The organism is Thalassorhabdus alkalitolerans, from assembly GCF_042656525.1.
GTDB lineage: Bacteria > Bacillota > Bacilli > Bacillales > Marinococcaceae > Thalassorhabdus > Thalassorhabdus alkalitolerans.
This window is the reverse complement of sequence record NZ_JBHSOZ010000010.1, coordinates 77,818-92,934: the sequence shown is the minus strand read 5'-3', so window position 1 is coordinate 92,934 and position 15,117 is coordinate 77,818. Positions and strand designations below refer to the sequence as shown.

Genomic DNA, 15,117 nt, shown 5'->3' with positions numbered 1-15,117 from the left:
TGGCCCTCCTCCTTTCTTATTCATCGATATCCTTTTTCTGTACTGCTTTTTGAAAAGGCACCCTTTTGGCAGAGATCGTCCGACTGTGAACAGGTCTACTCGTAAATGTATTAAAGGGCAACCTGATAAAAGCATCTTTCCAATCCTGAAAACGTAGAGGATAAAAGGGAGCTAAGTAGGGACGCCCAAGCGAATTCAACTTAATTAAATGAACGAATGTAAAAAGAACGCAAATAACGATTCCTAGCCCTCCTAACATAGTGGCTGCAATCAAGTATGGGAACCGGATGATTCTTATTGTATTACCCATTTGATATACCGGAGTTGTAAAGGAAGCCAAAGCAGCCAGGGCAACAATGATGAGTAATATATTACTGAGAAGACCTGCTTCCACAGAGGCCTGCCCAATAACAATTCCGCCTACGATACCAATGGTCTGGCCGACTTTCGTTGGTAGACGGGCACCAGCCTCTCGTAACAGCTCAATCGTTAATTCTAGAAAAAGTGCCTCTATGATGGGAGGGAAAGGAATGTTTGCCCGAGATAACACTAAAGTGATTAATAAATCCTCTGGGATCATTTCATAGTGATACGTTAAAACAGCGACATAAATGGGTGTTGCGAGTATTGAAAATGCCACGGCCATAAAACGGAGTAGCCTTACAAAGGAAGCAATCTGCCAAGGGAGATAATAATCTTCCAGGGATGAAAAAAACTCGATTAATGTAGAAGGCGCGACGATGGCTTCTGGTGATCCATTGCTAATAAATATTACTTTGCCTTCCGTGATCGCAGCGGCAGCCCGGTCCGGGCGCTCTGTATTAATAAATTGTGGAAAAATAGAGTACGTGTGATCCTGAATCATTTGCGCCAGGTTATTACTGTCTAACACCTGGTCTGTTTCAAGCTCAGTTATACGCTGAATGACCGTATTAACATTTTCTTTATCAGCTACACCATCGAGGTAAATAACTGCTACCTTCGTCTGCGTGACAGAACCTACTTCAATTTCTTTAATACAAAGGTTAGACAAAGGGATCCGTTTTCGGAGCAGGTGAATATTTGTTTCTAACGTTTCTACAAATGCTTCCTGAGGCCCGGCTACACTGAACTCAACCTCAGGCACTCCAACATCTCTTTCTACCACACTCGGGGAAGAAAGGAGAAGCCCTTTTGTTTCTCCTTCGGTTCTTTGCAGGAATACATACCCTTCAAGTAAGAGTTTTTGTATATCTGAAAATTGGCTTGCTTCCAATGTTTCTTCCGTGGACACAATGTTTGCGATATCTTTATAGTCTCTCCATTCCTTTTCTTTCAACGGGAGAAGAATGTTTTGCTGGTAATAGTCTTCTTCTATTAAGGTATCAAAGTAATAAGCATATACTTTTCCATAAGGCGTAAAGACAGCTTTCTTAGTAAAGTCATTACTGTTTCGTTCAAGTCGCTGCAACCCTTCTTGAATGGTCTCTTGCGGCTCTTCTTTATTTTGTTTATTCTGCTTGCTTTGAAGAAACCTTAATAAAAACATCTCTTTCTCCCTCCCCTCTATTGAATTTAGTATGAGAGAAGGCTCGTTTCTTTATTCTTATAACCTTGGGTAAGCTGCTTTTTGCATGGTAAAGTTTTTGAAAAAACAGCAAAAGGACCTCCTATGATGGAAATCCTTTGCTTCTGCTTCTCTGGATGAATAAACTAAGGCTTACTTTTTTTCATTTTGAGGATGATAAAATATTGACCGTCAGTTCCCCTTGATTTTTATTTATTTTTGTTTCGATCAATATAGGGTCTTCATTTGAATTTTTGAACCTGAAGTCAGGTCCTCCCCAGGATACCGTGGCGTCTCTTCCAGGTGGCACGTACCCGATGTCTTTGGAATGTGTGTGTCTCTCCGTCACCGCTAAACCCGCTTGTTCTACGGCATTAAATAGTGTGCTTGAAGTTTGGCATATCCCTCCGCCAATTCCCCATACAAATTGTTGATTTACAATTTCCTTTGCCGGCTGGTATCCTCTGTCTTCCGTTCTTTCCCCTACCGCATCATTAAAAGAAAATTCCTCACCAGAGGGAACAATGTGATAGTGAAGACTTTCTGCGGAAAGATTAATATTTTCAGAGCGTCCAGCGTCACCGCCATTGAAATATGTAGTAAAGCTTCCTAAGTTCTTATCTGTTATCCCCTTGAGGTCTTCTGGCTTAAGCAGTGGCGGAATCTCTTCCACGGCGATTTCAAGGACATTTTCATCAAAATCCATCTGTAATAATGCTTTTTGAGTCTCTTCTTTATTCAATCTTTTTCCTGGAGACCCTTCGACTACTTCCCCATTTTCTGTCAACCCAGGGTTTTTTGCTGGTTCATACACTAATTTGTCAAGCTCTTTCAAAAACGCATGCAGCTTATTTCTTTCCCATTTATCTCCTGGCTGGTAGCCATACTCGTGGAGTAAAAATGATTCCAGGGTTTTTCCTTTTTCCTTTGCCTGGATCTCCCACATATATGGAGGTTTTATAAGCGCCGCAGAATTTTCGGCACTGGCTGCAAAGCTTACCTCACGTGCTTCTTCTTGAAAAAGCTGAACGAAAATACCTGCGGCTACAAAAAAGATGCTGCCAGCTAAGATCGTCTTTTTCATAGATCTCCCTCTTTTTTTGAAGTTTACTTTCTCCTCTTCACTTTATGAAAGGGATGAGAAAAATAAGACCATAAAAAAACCAGGTGAGAAATGGGTTCTCACCTGGTTTTTTTTACTTTTTATTTTTCCCCCGGAAAACAATGGCACTTCTTTCATATTCCACATCGGGAACAGAAAGGCGGAAGTTTGCAACTCTTGCCGCTGCAAAGAAGTAATCAGATAAGCGGTTTAAATATTTTAATACCTCCGGGTTAATATCTTCTTCTTTTTTTAATCCAGCTACTATCCGTTCTGCTCTTCTCGCCACAGTCCGGCACACATGCAGCTCTGCTGCAGCCTGCGAACCCCCGGGAAGAATAAATCGCTCTAACTCAGGAGCTTCCTTAATGTACTCATCTATTTTGTCTTCCAGGGAAGACACCATTTCACTTTTAACCTTTACAGGGGCTTTTTCGTTTACGGTAGCAAGATCTCCGCCACAGTCAAACAATTCGTGTTGAATTTTCATCAGTTCAGGGACAATATCAGGGAACAGTTCAGGATCCATGACGCTGACTGCTTTTCCAACAAATGAATTTAATTCATCACAAGTTCCGTAGGCTTCAACGCGAATGTGGTCTTTGTCTCTTTTTCCGCCAATGATGCTTGTTTGGCCGCTATCACCAGTTCTTGTATATAATTTCATATTACTCCTTCTCCCTTCCTTTTAAAAGCTTCGCTATACCAAACCATAATACATACGCCTTTTCAGACTTTTTCACCATATATTGATAGAGCCTGCCGGTTTCGTCACGCCACGTTCTATCTTCTTCATCAACAGGGACAATTCCTTTGCTTATATCCGTGCCTATGATAAGTAACAGCCTTCCTTCTTTGTTTCTTTCCCATTCCAGCCAATGCTCTATGCTGCTAAGCACAGCCCCATAATTCCCAGCACACTGTTTCATCCAATGTTCCATTCCTTCTAATATCATAATGTCTTGAGAAGAATCATCACAAGAAAGACTGTCGCCATCGTATGCACATGCCCATACATACTCCCTTTGTGATTCATGCAAGTACGTCTCTTTTACCCATTGGCGTTTCCCGTTGAAGGCACCACCTGTAATGAAATGCATACTCTCCCCCCTTCTCTTTCTTGAAAAGAAGCCTTAATCCCCCCTCCATAGGGGATGTGCCACAATGAAGATTTCTGATCTGCAGCCACCTTGATCCACTCTCTGATAACGCCTCCATGTGTGAAAATCACTGTGTTCTCTGCTCCATGGTTCCATGCAGTCTCCCATGCTTCCTGAATTCTGAAATGAAAAGCTGATAATGTTTCACCTCCAGGCGGGGAAACAAGTGACGGGTCGTTAAGCCATTGACGGTACCTGGGATTTTCTTTTAAATCTTCATATGTTTTTCCTTCCCACGTGCCAAAATGGATTTCTCTCCAGCCTTGATCAATGATTGGTTTCTTCCAAGGATAAACCATTGATGCTGTTTCCTGGCATCGCAAAAGATCACTGGAGAAAAGAAGACATGAGGAAGGGAGGTTCAGCTCTTTTATCAGGTGTGAGGAAGGCTCCCAGCTGCTTTGTAGCGAAGGGTTGCTCCAGCCGCAATATCTCCGCTGTTCGTTGTACTCAGTCAGACCATGGCGAAGTATCCAAATGTAACGAGTGTCATCCATAATAATGTTTCCGTCCCTTCACTTAATGCTCCTGCCATATCTCCATTTACCCCGCCAAAGTGTCTCTTAAAAAAGAAGTAAGCCAAAACATAGCCCCCAGTCACTGTAATACATAACAGGAAAGTCAATTCAAAAGACAAAGGAAACAGAAAAAGAAGAAGAAAGGCAAGAAACACAGCAGCGAGTACATCTTTCTTTTCTATTTCTGTCCGAAACCAGGCGGCCAGACCTTGATGGGAAGCTAACGGTGCAAGGGACAATAAGCAAGCCATTGAGACTCTTGCCAGCATAGGGATACAAATAAGGAGAAAGAAAAGCTCCCAGGTAAATAATCCTTGTGCTTCATATAGAAAAAGAAACCTTCCCCCAAGGAGGAAAACTACTGATAAGACAGCAAAAGACCCAACGTGGGGATCTTTCATTATTTTCATTTTCTTTTCTTTCTCCTGGCGTGAGCCTACCGCATCACTGACATCCATCCAGCCGTCAAGGTGAAGACCGCCGCTAAGCCCAGCCATGATAACAAGCAAGAAAAAAGCGGTGACGGCAGGAGGAAGCCAGGGAGAAGCAAGTAAATAAAACAACGCGCCTATCCCGCCAATACATGCACCGGTAAGGGGAAAGAAGGGTAGAGACCTCCTGGCTGAAGCTGTACTCCAATCCACTCTCTTTCCAGCCGGGATCACCGTAAGAAAGCTTAAGGCAAGAATCATGCCCTTGTACCACCTCATTGTTTGTTCCTACCCTTCATCAAAAGGGGGATATCATGTTCCACCATATACGCCTTACCTGCTAAACGTATAAGCTGCTGATGAAGCCTTCCTAAAGCCGCCATATACTGATAAACAAACGGATCATCTGGGACCGGTTCCTGAAAAATATCATTACTAATTAAAATTAAGTGCCTGCTCTTTTTCTTCAAATCAATGGTCACGTTCATCATGCGCTCCCCGACATCGTCTACAGGCAGAGCATCTTGAACTGAGCTCTCACTGTAAAATAACTCATTACTCAGCCAAGTGGTCACGCAATCGAGAAAAACCGTGTCTTTCTTGGTAACAAGGGGAACGCATTCATGAAGATTTCTTGCTTTTTCGATCGTTTCCCAGCTCCTGGCACTTTCTTCTCTCCTTGCTTGATGTTCATCAACCCGGCTCTTCATCTCCTCATCTGTTATCTTTGAAGTAGCTATATATATCAACCTTCCATCCCTGTCCACTTCTTTTTCTGCCAATTCCTCGCCAAATTTACTTTTTCCGCTTCTGACGCCTCCGCAAATGAAAGTCATCATCGCTCTTTCCATCCTTGCAGGGCTGCCAGGAGACGGTTGTTTTCTTCATTCTTTTTTACTGCCATTCGTATGTAGCTCCCATTCAAACCAGAGAAATTGTAGGTGTGTCGCACATGAATTCCTTTCTCGGACAGGAAGGTAATCAAAGGTAATAAATCTTTAGCAGGGTCTTCTCGAAGAAGGTAATAGTTTACAGTTGCAGGAGAAATGACAAAGCCCAGTTCTTCCAGTTTGGTTTTCATCCGCTCACGCTCTGTGGCAATCATGTTTACTGATGCGTCTGTAAAACTCTGTTCTTTGAATGCTTGTTTTATCGCGCATCCCGCTATATTATTTACGCTCCATGCAGGCATAAGCTTCTCTGCTTGTCTTACTTTATCAGGTGAAGCAATCAGATACCCCGCTCTTAACCCGGGTATTGAAAACATTTTTGTCATTGAACGGATAATGATCAGGGTGGGGAAGGTGTGTCTCCAGGATAATAAATGGCGATGATTAACGGTAAAATCGTAAAATGCTTCATCGCAGACTATATCAATATCCCTATCATGACAGGCTTGAAACATTTGTCGCAGCAGTTCCTCCCCATAGGAAACACCAGTGGGGTTATTGGGATGAGAGAAAAACACGGCATCAACACTGGAAAGTGCCCCAAGAAAATCATGCAGGGAAGGCTGCCACTGGTTTTCTTCTTGGGCCATGATTGTTTTAATCCTTGCTTCGTTTGCCTCTAAAGCCGTGCGGTATTCTGCAAAGGAAGGCTCTATTAAGAGTACGGTTTTATCTTTATATAATCGGGCAAGAAGAAAGATAATCTCCGATCCCCCGTTGCCAGCTAACACTTCCTCTTTCCTTACTCCTGCAGCTTCTGCTATAGCCTTTCTTACATCCTCGCCCTGGGGGTGAGGATAATAAAAGGCTGCTTCCATCCAGGACGGCCATAACTCTCTAAACGAATCAGGTGGTCCAAAGGGATTCGTGTTTACACTGAAATCAAGAATGTCCTGGGGTACTGAGGTACCAAGTCTTCTGGCTAATTCATTTGGCATCGCTCCGTGTTCAGGCCAATGCATAGACAACTCCTCCTATTAACCAGCAAAAAAGTATAAATACTGCTACTGTCTTTTTCATGATATGAACGGCTTCTAAAATTCGATCAGGAGCAAGTTCTTTTGTTCCCCTGCCAAAATGAGGCCTGGATACCATTTTACCGTGATACCTAGTCTCCCCGCCAAGAGTAACACCTAGTATGTATGCCATGGCAGCTTCCCCATACCCGCTGTTTGGGCTGTCATGAAGCTTTGCGTCTCTCATGGTTCCTTTCATGCTTTCGAAAGTAGAGAGAGGTTTGCCAGCGCCAGCACTTATCACCATTAATAAAGCAGTCAGCCGTGCCGGAACAATATTTGCCAGATCATCTGCCCTGGCAGCTGCCCAGCCAAAATGAAGGTATTTGCTTGTTTTGTAACCGACCATTGCATCACACGTATTAATGACACGATAAAGGTAAGCAAGAGGAGCTCCTCCAATAAGGGCATAGAAGAGAGGCGCTGTTACACCGTCAGACGTATTTTCGCCCACACTCTCCACAGCCGACCTTACCATATCCTTTTCTTGCATCGTCTCTGTATCCCGGGAAACGATCATCGCAGTCTGTCTGCGAGCCTCATTTGTGTCTCCCTCTCTTAGAGGCTTGGCAATATTTTCAGCCGCTTTTTCTAAACTTCTCTGTCCGATCGCAAGCCAAATCAGCACAGTCTCAGTAAGTACACCAACGACTGGATGGATGCTGTAAGCGACAACAACAGCGGCTGATATGACACCAAGGGTACAAAGGCAGACAATAAAAAGGAGAACTCCCCCTCTGGCTTTTAAAAAAGTGCCCTTATTTAATTTCTTTTCTAAAAAAGAAATGAGAGTACCCATTACTACCACCGGGTGCGCTTTTGAATGAGGATCACCCAGGAAACGATCGAGCAGCACCGCTCCGGTCAGTGCCATCAAATGATACATCATCAAGCCATTGTTTCCTTCCTGCGAAAATAGGCAGAAAGCGATTCTGTCACAGCTTCATAAACCCCTCTTCCGATTTGGCGGCCAAGAGGCGTAACCGTTCCCCCATACTCATGCGTCTTTCCCTGCTGGCTTGCCGCCACCACGATACTATCCGTAGACGTGCCTGTCGCAATCGTTTTTGTTCTCTCATCCATTATCCCGAAGTCTGCAAGAGATTTTGCTTTCGCTTCCGTAGCGGTCATTAAAGCCTGAACAAAGGCGGCATCAGGAAGCGTGCCGTCTATAAACACCCACATATTAATTGTGCCCGCTGTTTCTTTAACGGATTGATGAGTATGTGCTCGAGCTGCATCAACGGCATTGGAGGTGCCTGCCGTTACCATGATCAGCAAATCTGCATCCTCAGTAGAAAATCTGCGGAAGGCGGCGTCTTCCAGAACAGCTGCGGTCATCATGCCTACAGTATCTGCATCGTCAATATCTCTTTGTTGTAAGAACTGACGAAACTCTTCTTCCGTATTATCACAATGATAATCATAAGGGACGTGCCGGTTAACAAAATGGCTGGCCCATCCTATTCCTGATCCGATAACTGCTGAAGAACAAGTTTTAAAGGGAAACGGTACACTAAGGTGAATGATTTCCTCAGTTGTCTTCTTTTCAATATTTGTCAGCACGTTCATAGATCTCTCCTCTTTACTAGGAGTAAGTGAAAGAAGGGGGCTGGGTACATCCGGATGTTCCTTTCGTGTAATGGCCGTTTCGTAAACTTCCTCCAGCAGATTTCCTTCCATCACCTTGGCAGGGGGACCGAGAGCCTTTTCTTTCCCTTTATCCATGAGAAGCACTCTGTGACAATACATAGAAGCCATATTTAAATCGTGGAGAACTGCCACTACCGTTAACCCTTTTTCACGTGTCCAGCTTTTCAGCGTGTCGAGCAGGCTCATTTGAAAAGAAACATCCAAATGATTGGTAGGCTCATCAAGCAATAATATGTCTGGTTCCTGGGCCAGCGCTCTGGCAAGCATTACTCTTTGCTTCTCACCGCCGCTTAACTGGCTAACCGACTTCTCCGCAAAGTGAAGGACATTGGTTTCCTGCATTGCTTGGTGGATGACTTCTTCATCAGCTGATGTGGTTAAACCAAGCCACCCCTTTTGATAAGGATATCTCCCAAGCTCCACAACCTGTCTGACACTATAGGAGAAGGCAGTCTCTGCATGCTGGGGGAGTACCGCCATTTTTTTTGCCAGTTCTTTCGAGGAGTAATCCATAATATCCTTGTCACCGAGAAGAACTCTTCCTGAAGAGGAAGAAAGGGCGGCATGAAGGATTTTTAATAACGTGGACTTTCCGCTTCCATTTGGACCTAGTATTCCAAAGATTTCCCCTTTGTTAATGTTAAGGTTAATGTCCTTTACGACATCTTCTTTATTTGTATAACCACCGGAGATATGTTCAATCGTCAGCACGTTTCTGCACCTCCTTTTCTGCTTAAAGCTTTTTGCGTTCTCTCAGGAGAAGCAATCCAAAAACAGGAGCACCAATGATTGCTGTTAATACACCAATAGGGAGTTCCGTCGGGGCAATCAGAGTCCTTGCTGCCATGTCTGTTAATACGAGAAATCCCCCTCCTATCAGTAGCGATAACGGTAAATGATGACGGTGGTCAGCTCCAAACAACAGACGGACCAGGTGAGGTATAACCAGTCCGACAAATCCAATCGTTCCTGAGACCGCTACTGCTGACCCTGTTAACAAGGATGCTCCAAGTAAGATGGAAATCTTTCTTGCTTCTGTATTTACTCCTAACGTTTTAGCTGTCTCTTCACCAAAAACCATTGCATTCAGTTCTCTGCTGTTTGCAAACAAAATAACAGCTCCTGTTATAAAGAAAGGAAGCATAAGAAGGACATGACTCCACCCTCTCATTGATACACTCCCCATCAGCCAGGTTATGATCTGGCGAAGTTCCTCACCTGTTAATGCAATCAAAAGAGACATCAACGATCCTAGAAATGAACTGAATATGATTCCGGCTAAAATAATAGTTTCTGTAGCTAAATTCTTTTGCACAATCCTGGCAAAAAACAGGACTAGAAAAAGAGTCAAAAATCCGGAGATCACACTGACAAAAGGAAGAGTAAAAGCTCCAATCAGCGGGAGAGAAAGCCCAAGAAAAAGAACAATCACAGCACCAAGAGCTGCCCCGGATGATACACCCAGTGTGAATGGATCTGCCAGGGGATTTTTTAAAAATCCCTGAAAAGCAGATCCTGCCATGGCTAGAGACGCCCCTACCAAAAGGGCAAGAGTTACGCGAGGAAGACGGATATCCAAAATAATGTTTCGCGTAACGGAATCGATGTCAGCGCCTAGTGGTATCCCGGCACCTTCCTGAAGAAGAACTATCACTGTCGTTGAAAAAGGAATTCCAATACTGCCAATTGAAATACCAATAATAAGGGCTGCAAAAAGGAAGAGAACACTCCCTCCATAAGCAGCCCACTTTTTTTTATTCGTTGTTAAAGACATCAGGATAAACCAGCTCAGCAATTGCTTCAGCACCGTCTACTAAACGAGGTCCTGGTCTTGTAACTTTATCTGCATGTACATCGTAAATTCTTTCATTTTCTACAGCTGGAATGTCACTCCAGCCTGATCGTGAAAGAATTTCTTCTTCAGGATCTTCCACATAAAAACCATAGGTTGTAATGATCACATCGGGATTTAAGGCGATAACATCTTCTTCACTGTACTGAACCCACCCCTCTTCATTTTGGGCAGCATTTTCAGCATTGATCATTTCCAGAATCTCATGTAAAAAGGTGTTTGTACCAGTAGTATAAATTTCTGGAGCCGGCCCCACCTCAAGCCAGACTGTTTGTCTTTCATCCTCGGATATTTCCTGGGCTTGTTCCTGGAGCTCGTTAACACCTTCCTGCATCTCAGCTACAAGCGTTTCAGCCTCCTCATACGTCCCTGTGGCCGCACCGATCATTTCAATTGAATCGTAAGCATCATCAAAGCCAGAAGCTTCATTTACAAATAAAACGGTTATATCTGCCTCCTGCAATTGATTGAAACCTTCCTCACTGAAGTGAGCGGATGACTCATGAGCCAGAACAAGATCAGGCTCTAATGACAAAATGGTTTCCACATCGAATTCCATCCCGCCTACACTCTGAATATCATTCACTTCTTCCGGGTATGTATCGTTGTCAGTAACTCCCACAATGCGATCTCCGGCTCCTAATGCAAAAGCAGTCTCTGTATTGCTCGGAATCAAGCTGACAATTCTTTGAGGCTCTTCCTCAATTGTAACTTCTTCACCAACAGCATCTTCAATCGTCACTGGAAAATCGGCTTCTGCACCGTCTTCTCCGTCGGCATCAGTGTCTTCTTGCGGCTCCTCAGCTGCCTCTTCTTCCATAGATTCTTCAGTCGTATCCTCGGCAGCTTCTTCTCCTGTATCCTCTGTCTCTCCGCATGCTGCTAAACTCATTACTAAAAGTACTGACGTACCCATTACCCATTGTTTTCTCACTCTTTGTCTCTCCTTTTACTTTCCGTTCTTTCTCTATAATGGTGAAAGGACTCGATACGGCAGCTTTTCCTGTTTTTTGGTCAATAACATCCTATAGATGCAAAAAAAAGCTCCCCTTTTTCAAAAAGGAGAGCATACATGTGTATAACCTAAGTCACTGTAAGACAGCCGTAAGGCAGTTACCACGTCTGCTTCCACCTTTTCCTCGAAGGCCTGGCATATATTCATCTAAGGCAGGTCTCCTGACTTCCGCGTTCTGGATCAGCCTGCCTTCCCAACCTGCTTCTAGCAGACAGTGGCTTGATAGGCGTTCCACGCGTATACAGTGGCGGGACCGTGCCGGATTTTCACCGGGCTTCCCTTTTAACATTTCCCTTGATAGGAAATTGACCATAGATGTGAACGGTATTTTGTTTTCTCCATATTCAAAGTATACAGGATATTTTTTGTTTGAAAAGATGCTTTTTCAGCAAATTTTTCATTTTCCCTTTATTTCTCCTTATGGCAAATAAAAATTTGTCGAGGAGATGTGGCGGTTTGGTAAGGGGAAGCATCATAATCCCCAAAGTGAGATTGAATAGTGAAACCGCTGCTTTCAAGCATACTTTTAAGCTCCTCTGAAGAATAAAGCTTCACTCGTTCCAGGTATTCTCTTTTAGACTCATTTTCGTAAATTGTAATCGTTTTCGCAACAAACCCATTCTCAATTTTCCTCTGCTGCCTGATGCGAAGGCCGTCCTTATTTGATTCATCCACTGCTACTAGGTTTTTCGTAACATACTCAGGATTTAAATAGTCAAATAAAAACCAGCCCCCAGGCTTTAATGCTTGATAGGCATTTTTAAAAACAAGCTCATTTTCTTCATCATCCGGAAAATAACCAAAACTTGTAAATAAATTAAATACAGCATCATATTCATTGCGAAATTGAATATTTCTTACATCCGCACGCATGTATTTAATGGAAAGATCACTGGTCAAGTCAATCGCTTTTTTCAATAAAACAGCTGATAGATCAACCCCGGTTACGTCAAAATCCTTACGGGCAAGCCATCGGCAATGGCGTCCATGACCACAGCACAGATCCAGCACTGTCATCTTTTTTTGAAGAGGAATATAGGACATTAATGCTTCAAGCTCCCGAGCTGCTTTTTGTTCATCCCTGTGATCATAAATTCTCAGGTAGTCTTCCTGAAAGCTTTCTTCGTACCATTCTCTCAATGTGCCCCCTCCTTTCCCTGAACTTTTGTATGGAGCTTGTAAGTGTTCATCGGACAAAGACTGAGAGGGCTTTCAGCCTGTGCTGCCCTCTCCCTTCTTTATTACCATGCCAAAATAATTCTCTTTTCAACAGCACTACGAAGACAAATAACTTCGGGGTTTTTAAATGTCTTCTCTTGGTATATGAAAGGTAAAAGTCGTACCCTCCTCCACTTTACTGTGAGCAGAAATCTGGCCGTTGTGTCCCTCCACAATATTCTTTGCGATAGCAAGGCCAAGGCCCGTTCCTGAGCGGCCCCGGGTTCTGGCTTTATCCGCCTTATAAAAACGTTCGAACACAAAGGGCAGGTCTTCTTCTGGTATACCTGACCCAGTGTCCTCCACATCAACAGTAACTCCGGATTTGTCTGTTTCCACACGAAGTGTCACGGTTCCGCCAGCCTCCGTATGACGAATGGCGTTATGAATTAAGTTCGTCAGCACCTGCTCATATCTGTCTGGATCAACATCCATCACAGGCTCTTCGCCGGTAACTTCGGTTTGAAGATTGACTCCCGCTTCTTTAGCCAGACCGTGAAACTTTCTGGTTATTTTTGCGCTCATTTCATGGATCTGAATCGGTTCTTTATTTAATTGAATATGGCCGGCCTCCATACGGGCAATATCAAGAAGCTCATTGACCAGTCTACCCATTCGGAGAGACTCTTCATATATAATCTGGCCAAGCTCCTTTTTCTCCTCATCTGTAGCTGCAATATCATCAATAATTGCCTCACTATACCCTTGAAGCATCGATATCGGGGTTCTTAGCTCATGGGAGACATTGGCAATAAAGTCTTTTCTCAGCTTATCGTGCTGCTTCTCCTCTGTCATGTCTCTTATCAGCACAACGACCCCTCTCACAAAGGTGCCATCATATAGAGGTGTCATAATAATCGCATAGTGCCGTCCTTGCAAATCAATTTCCGTTACTTGTTCCCGCTCGATCGCCACTACCTGCTGAAAGAGCTTTTTCATATCCTTTGGCAGCTTTTCCAGTGTTAATTCTCCACCCATTTCATAATAATAGGCCTGAAGAAAACGATCTGCAGGAGGGTTAGTAATCAAAATGCTTCCTTTGCGGTCAATCGTTACTACCCCGTCGGCCATACTGCTTAGGACTCGGGAAAGCTGCTCTTTTTCTTGATTAACCTGGGTTACGCTTCTGTTTAGTTCCCGGCGCATTCGGTTAAAGGCATTAGCAAGCTGCCCGATTTCATCGTTAGTGAGTGTTGGAACCTTTGTGTCAAACTTCCCTTCTGCTACTTCAAGTGTGACCTGCCTCATTTTTCGGAGGGGGGCAGTAATCCGGCTTGAGAGAAAAAATGCAAAAATAGTCGTTAAAATAATAGCAATTCCCGCAGAAAGAAGGATAATCTGCCTTGTCACTCCTGTCGTATCCTCTATTACAGCAAGAGACTGATAAAGAAATAATGCGCCATCGTCCTCTCCCATTTCCAGAGGGATACCGACCACAAAGATCTCATTATGGATTTCCTCACCATTTTCATATACCGGAAAATCCCCGTGGGTGACGACACTTTCATTTTCAGTAATGACCCTTGAGAGGATCTCATTTTCTAAGAAAATGTCTGAGGGCAGGTAGACATTATAAGGGTCCTCAGCGGTTGAGGACCAGATGTGTTCCGTGCCTTCAAAGATTGTCAGCCTCGTTTCGTATGAGGCGGCGATCCCTTCGATTGTTTCAAGTGCTTCTATGTCGTCATCATACTCCTCCATTAAAGAAGCGATTACATTCGCATGATTTGTCAGCTGCTCTTCCGCCTCATTTATATGGAACCCTTCAAAAAACTGCAGGAGAAGAACTGTCAGGAGAAGCAGGACGACTGATACAAGTAAAAGAATGGTAAGCCAAAGCTTACCAACAACGCTTCTCCACAGCATTATTCGTTCACAGCCTCAAATTTGTAACCTACTCCCCATACGGTAGAAATCATATTTGCAGCATTTTCTGACACGCGGCTTAGTTTTTCACGGAGCCTTTTTATATGAGTATCTACTGTTCTCAAGTCGCCGAAAAAGTCATAGTTCCATACATCTTTTAACAGCTGCTCTCGTGAAAAGACTTTATCTGGCGACTGAGCAAGGTAGTAAAGAAGTTCATACTCTTTTGGAGTCAGGTTTATCACTTCACCTTCAACCGATACTCTATGGGCATCATTATCAATGGTTAAATAAGGAAAGACCAATACATCCTTTGTTTGCGTTTCTGTTTGGAGGAACTTTGTTGTGGAAGAGCGTCTAAGCAGAGCTTTTACCCTTAACACGACTTCACGGGGGCTGAATGGCTTCACAATATAATCATCCGTTCCGACTTCAAACCCTTGCACCCTGTTTGCTTCCTCTCCTTTAGCTGTGAGCATGATCACTGGTGTCGCTTTTGTTTTTCGAAGCTCCTGGCACACTTCTACTCCATCCATGCCAGGCATCATAATATCCAGTAAGATAAGATCGTATTCTTCGTTTAATGCTAACTCTAACGCCAGTTCACCATGATCGGCTTCCTCAACTTCATAATTTTCTCTTTCTAAATACATTTTCAGCAGACGGCGGATACGATCCTCATCGTCGACTACCAATATTCTTGCTTCCTTACTCATATCGCTTGCCTCCTAATCCTCTTCCTAAGCTGTTAGTCTTCATGACTCGTCACCTAATGAACATATGAAGCCAT

The 15,117-nt window shown here is 43.7% G+C and carries 15 protein-coding genes and 1 riboswitch; all 15 genes read right to left on the bottom strand.

Annotation, left to right across the window (positions count from 1 at the left end):
- Nucleotides 1-16 precede the first annotated feature (16 nt).
- The 15 genes from ACFPU1_RS15445 to ACFPU1_RS15375 all read right to left on the bottom strand — a co-directional run bounded on the left by ACFPU1_RS15445 (nucleotide 17) and on the right by ACFPU1_RS15375 (nucleotide 15,043).
- A complete protein-coding gene (locus tag ACFPU1_RS15445) occupies nucleotides 17-1,528 on the bottom strand; it encodes a spore germination protein (protein ID WP_385942764.1) in 1,512 nt (503 codons plus the stop codon).
- 181 nt (nucleotides 1,529-1,709) lie between these two features.
- Nucleotides 1,710-2,630, bottom strand: a complete 921-nt coding sequence (locus ACFPU1_RS15440) for a VanW family protein (RefSeq protein WP_385942762.1) — start codon at nucleotides 2,628-2,630, stop codon at nucleotides 1,710-1,712.
- Between the two features lie 112 nt (nucleotides 2,631-2,742).
- Nucleotides 2,743-3,315: a cob(I)yrinic acid a,c-diamide adenosyltransferase gene (locus ACFPU1_RS15435; RefSeq protein WP_385942760.1), complete on the bottom strand. Its 573-nt coding sequence runs from the start codon at nucleotides 3,313-3,315 to the stop codon at nucleotides 2,743-2,745.
- Between the two features lies 1 nt (nucleotide 3,316).
- A complete protein-coding gene (locus ACFPU1_RS15430) occupies nucleotides 3,317-3,748 on the bottom strand; it encodes a bifunctional adenosylcobinamide kinase/adenosylcobinamide-phosphate guanylyltransferase (RefSeq protein ID WP_385942758.1) in 432 nt (143 codons plus the stop codon).
- Nucleotides 3,700-4,305 (bottom strand): histidine phosphatase family protein, encoded by a 606-nt coding sequence (locus ACFPU1_RS15425; protein WP_385942756.1) that lies wholly within the window; start codon nucleotides 4,303-4,305, stop codon nucleotides 3,700-3,702. The genes ACFPU1_RS15430 and ACFPU1_RS15425 overlap by 49 nt, the downstream gene beginning before the upstream one ends.
- Nucleotides 4,263-5,018, bottom strand: coding sequence for an adenosylcobinamide-GDP ribazoletransferase (gene cobS, locus ACFPU1_RS15420; RefSeq protein ID WP_385942754.1), 756 nt, complete (start codon nucleotides 5,016-5,018; stop codon nucleotides 4,263-4,265). Before cobS ends, ACFPU1_RS15425 begins: the two co-directional genes overlap by 43 nt.
- Before the next feature lie 14 nt (nucleotides 5,019-5,032).
- The gene (locus tag ACFPU1_RS15415; RefSeq protein ID WP_385942752.1) at nucleotides 5,033-5,596 is read right to left on the bottom strand and encodes a bifunctional adenosylcobinamide kinase/adenosylcobinamide-phosphate guanylyltransferase; all 564 of its coding nucleotides are present in this window, start codon (nucleotides 5,594-5,596) and stop codon (nucleotides 5,033-5,035) included.
- Complete coding sequence (locus ACFPU1_RS15410; RefSeq protein ID WP_385942750.1) at nucleotides 5,593-6,669, bottom strand: pyridoxal phosphate-dependent aminotransferase; 1,077 nt, start codon at nucleotides 6,667-6,669, stop codon at nucleotides 5,593-5,595. The genes ACFPU1_RS15415 and ACFPU1_RS15410 overlap by 4 nt, the downstream gene beginning before the upstream one ends.
- Nucleotides 6,656-7,612: an adenosylcobinamide-phosphate synthase CbiB gene (gene cbiB / locus ACFPU1_RS15405; protein WP_385942748.1), complete on the bottom strand. Its 957-nt coding sequence runs from the start codon at nucleotides 7,610-7,612 to the stop codon at nucleotides 6,656-6,658. The genes ACFPU1_RS15410 and cbiB overlap by 14 nt, the downstream gene beginning before the upstream one ends.
- Nucleotides 7,612-9,087, bottom strand: coding sequence for a heme ABC transporter ATP-binding protein (locus tag ACFPU1_RS15400; protein WP_385942746.1), 1,476 nt, complete (start codon nucleotides 9,085-9,087; stop codon nucleotides 7,612-7,614). Before ACFPU1_RS15400 ends, cbiB begins: the two co-directional genes overlap by 1 nt.
- Nucleotides 9,088-9,109: 22 nt before the next feature.
- Nucleotides 9,110-10,150 (bottom strand): FecCD family ABC transporter permease, encoded by a 1,041-nt coding sequence (locus ACFPU1_RS15395; protein ID WP_385942743.1) that lies wholly within the window; start codon nucleotides 10,148-10,150, stop codon nucleotides 9,110-9,112.
- Complete coding sequence (locus ACFPU1_RS15390; RefSeq protein ID WP_385942741.1) at nucleotides 10,131-11,162, bottom strand: ABC transporter substrate-binding protein; 1,032 nt, start codon at nucleotides 11,160-11,162, stop codon at nucleotides 10,131-10,133. Before ACFPU1_RS15390 ends, ACFPU1_RS15395 begins: the two co-directional genes overlap by 20 nt.
- 215 nt (nucleotides 11,163-11,377) lie before the next feature.
- A riboswitch (cobalamin riboswitch) is annotated at nucleotides 11,378-11,572 on the bottom strand.
- Between the two features lie 79 nt (nucleotides 11,573-11,651).
- Complete coding sequence (locus tag ACFPU1_RS15385; protein ID WP_385942739.1) at nucleotides 11,652-12,383, bottom strand: class I SAM-dependent methyltransferase; 732 nt, start codon at nucleotides 12,381-12,383, stop codon at nucleotides 11,652-11,654.
- A gap of 162 nt (nucleotides 12,384-12,545) precedes the next feature.
- A complete protein-coding gene (locus ACFPU1_RS15380) occupies nucleotides 12,546-14,327 on the bottom strand; it encodes an ATP-binding protein (RefSeq protein ID WP_385942737.1) in 1,782 nt (593 codons plus the stop codon).
- On the bottom strand, nucleotides 14,327-15,043 hold the full coding sequence (locus tag ACFPU1_RS15375; protein ID WP_385942735.1) for a response regulator transcription factor: 717 nt from the start codon (nucleotides 15,041-15,043) through the stop codon (nucleotides 14,327-14,329). The genes ACFPU1_RS15380 and ACFPU1_RS15375 overlap by 1 nt, the downstream gene beginning before the upstream one ends.
- Nucleotides 15,044-15,117 lie beyond the last annotated feature (74 nt).

Excerpts from the sequence above, each read along its gene's own strand:
- ACFPU1_RS15410 (WP_385942750.1), bottom strand. The coding sequence starts at position 6,669 with ATGCATTGGCCTGAACACGGAGCGATGCCAAATGAATTAGCCAGAAGA.
- ACFPU1_RS15380 (WP_385942737.1), bottom strand. The coding sequence starts at position 14,327 with ATGCTGTGGAGAAGCGTTGTTGGTAAGCTTTGGCTTACCATTCTTTTA.
- ACFPU1_RS15435 (WP_385942760.1), bottom strand. The coding sequence starts at position 3,315 with ATGAAATTATATACAAGAACTGGTGATAGCGGCCAAACAAGCATCATT.
- ACFPU1_RS15395 (WP_385942743.1), bottom strand. The coding sequence starts at position 10,150 with ATGTCTTTAACAACGAATAAAAAAAAGTGGGCTGCTTATGGAGGGAGT.
- ACFPU1_RS15415 (WP_385942752.1), bottom strand. The coding sequence starts at position 5,596 with ATGATGACTTTCATTTGCGGAGGCGTCAGAAGCGGAAAAAGTAAATTT.
- cbiB (WP_385942748.1), bottom strand. The coding sequence starts at position 7,612 with ATGATGTATCATTTGATGGCACTGACCGGAGCGGTGCTGCTCGATCGT.
- cobS (WP_385942754.1), bottom strand. The coding sequence starts at position 5,018 with ATGATTCTTGCCTTAAGCTTTCTTACGGTGATCCCGGCTGGAAAGAGA.
- ACFPU1_RS15440 (WP_385942762.1), bottom strand. The coding sequence starts at position 2,630 with ATGAAAAAGACGATCTTAGCTGGCAGCATCTTTTTTGTAGCCGCAGGT.
- ACFPU1_RS15430 (WP_385942758.1), bottom strand. The coding sequence starts at position 3,748 with ATGCATTTCATTACAGGTGGTGCCTTCAACGGGAAACGCCAATGGGTA.
- ACFPU1_RS15425 (WP_385942756.1), bottom strand. The coding sequence starts at position 4,305 with ATGGATGACACTCGTTACATTTGGATACTTCGCCATGGTCTGACTGAG.
- ACFPU1_RS15375 (WP_385942735.1), bottom strand. The coding sequence starts at position 15,043 with ATGAGTAAGGAAGCAAGAATATTGGTAGTCGACGATGAGGATCGTATC.
- ACFPU1_RS15445 (WP_385942764.1), bottom strand. The coding sequence starts at position 1,528 with ATGTTTTTATTAAGGTTTCTTCAAAGCAAGCAGAATAAACAAAATAAA.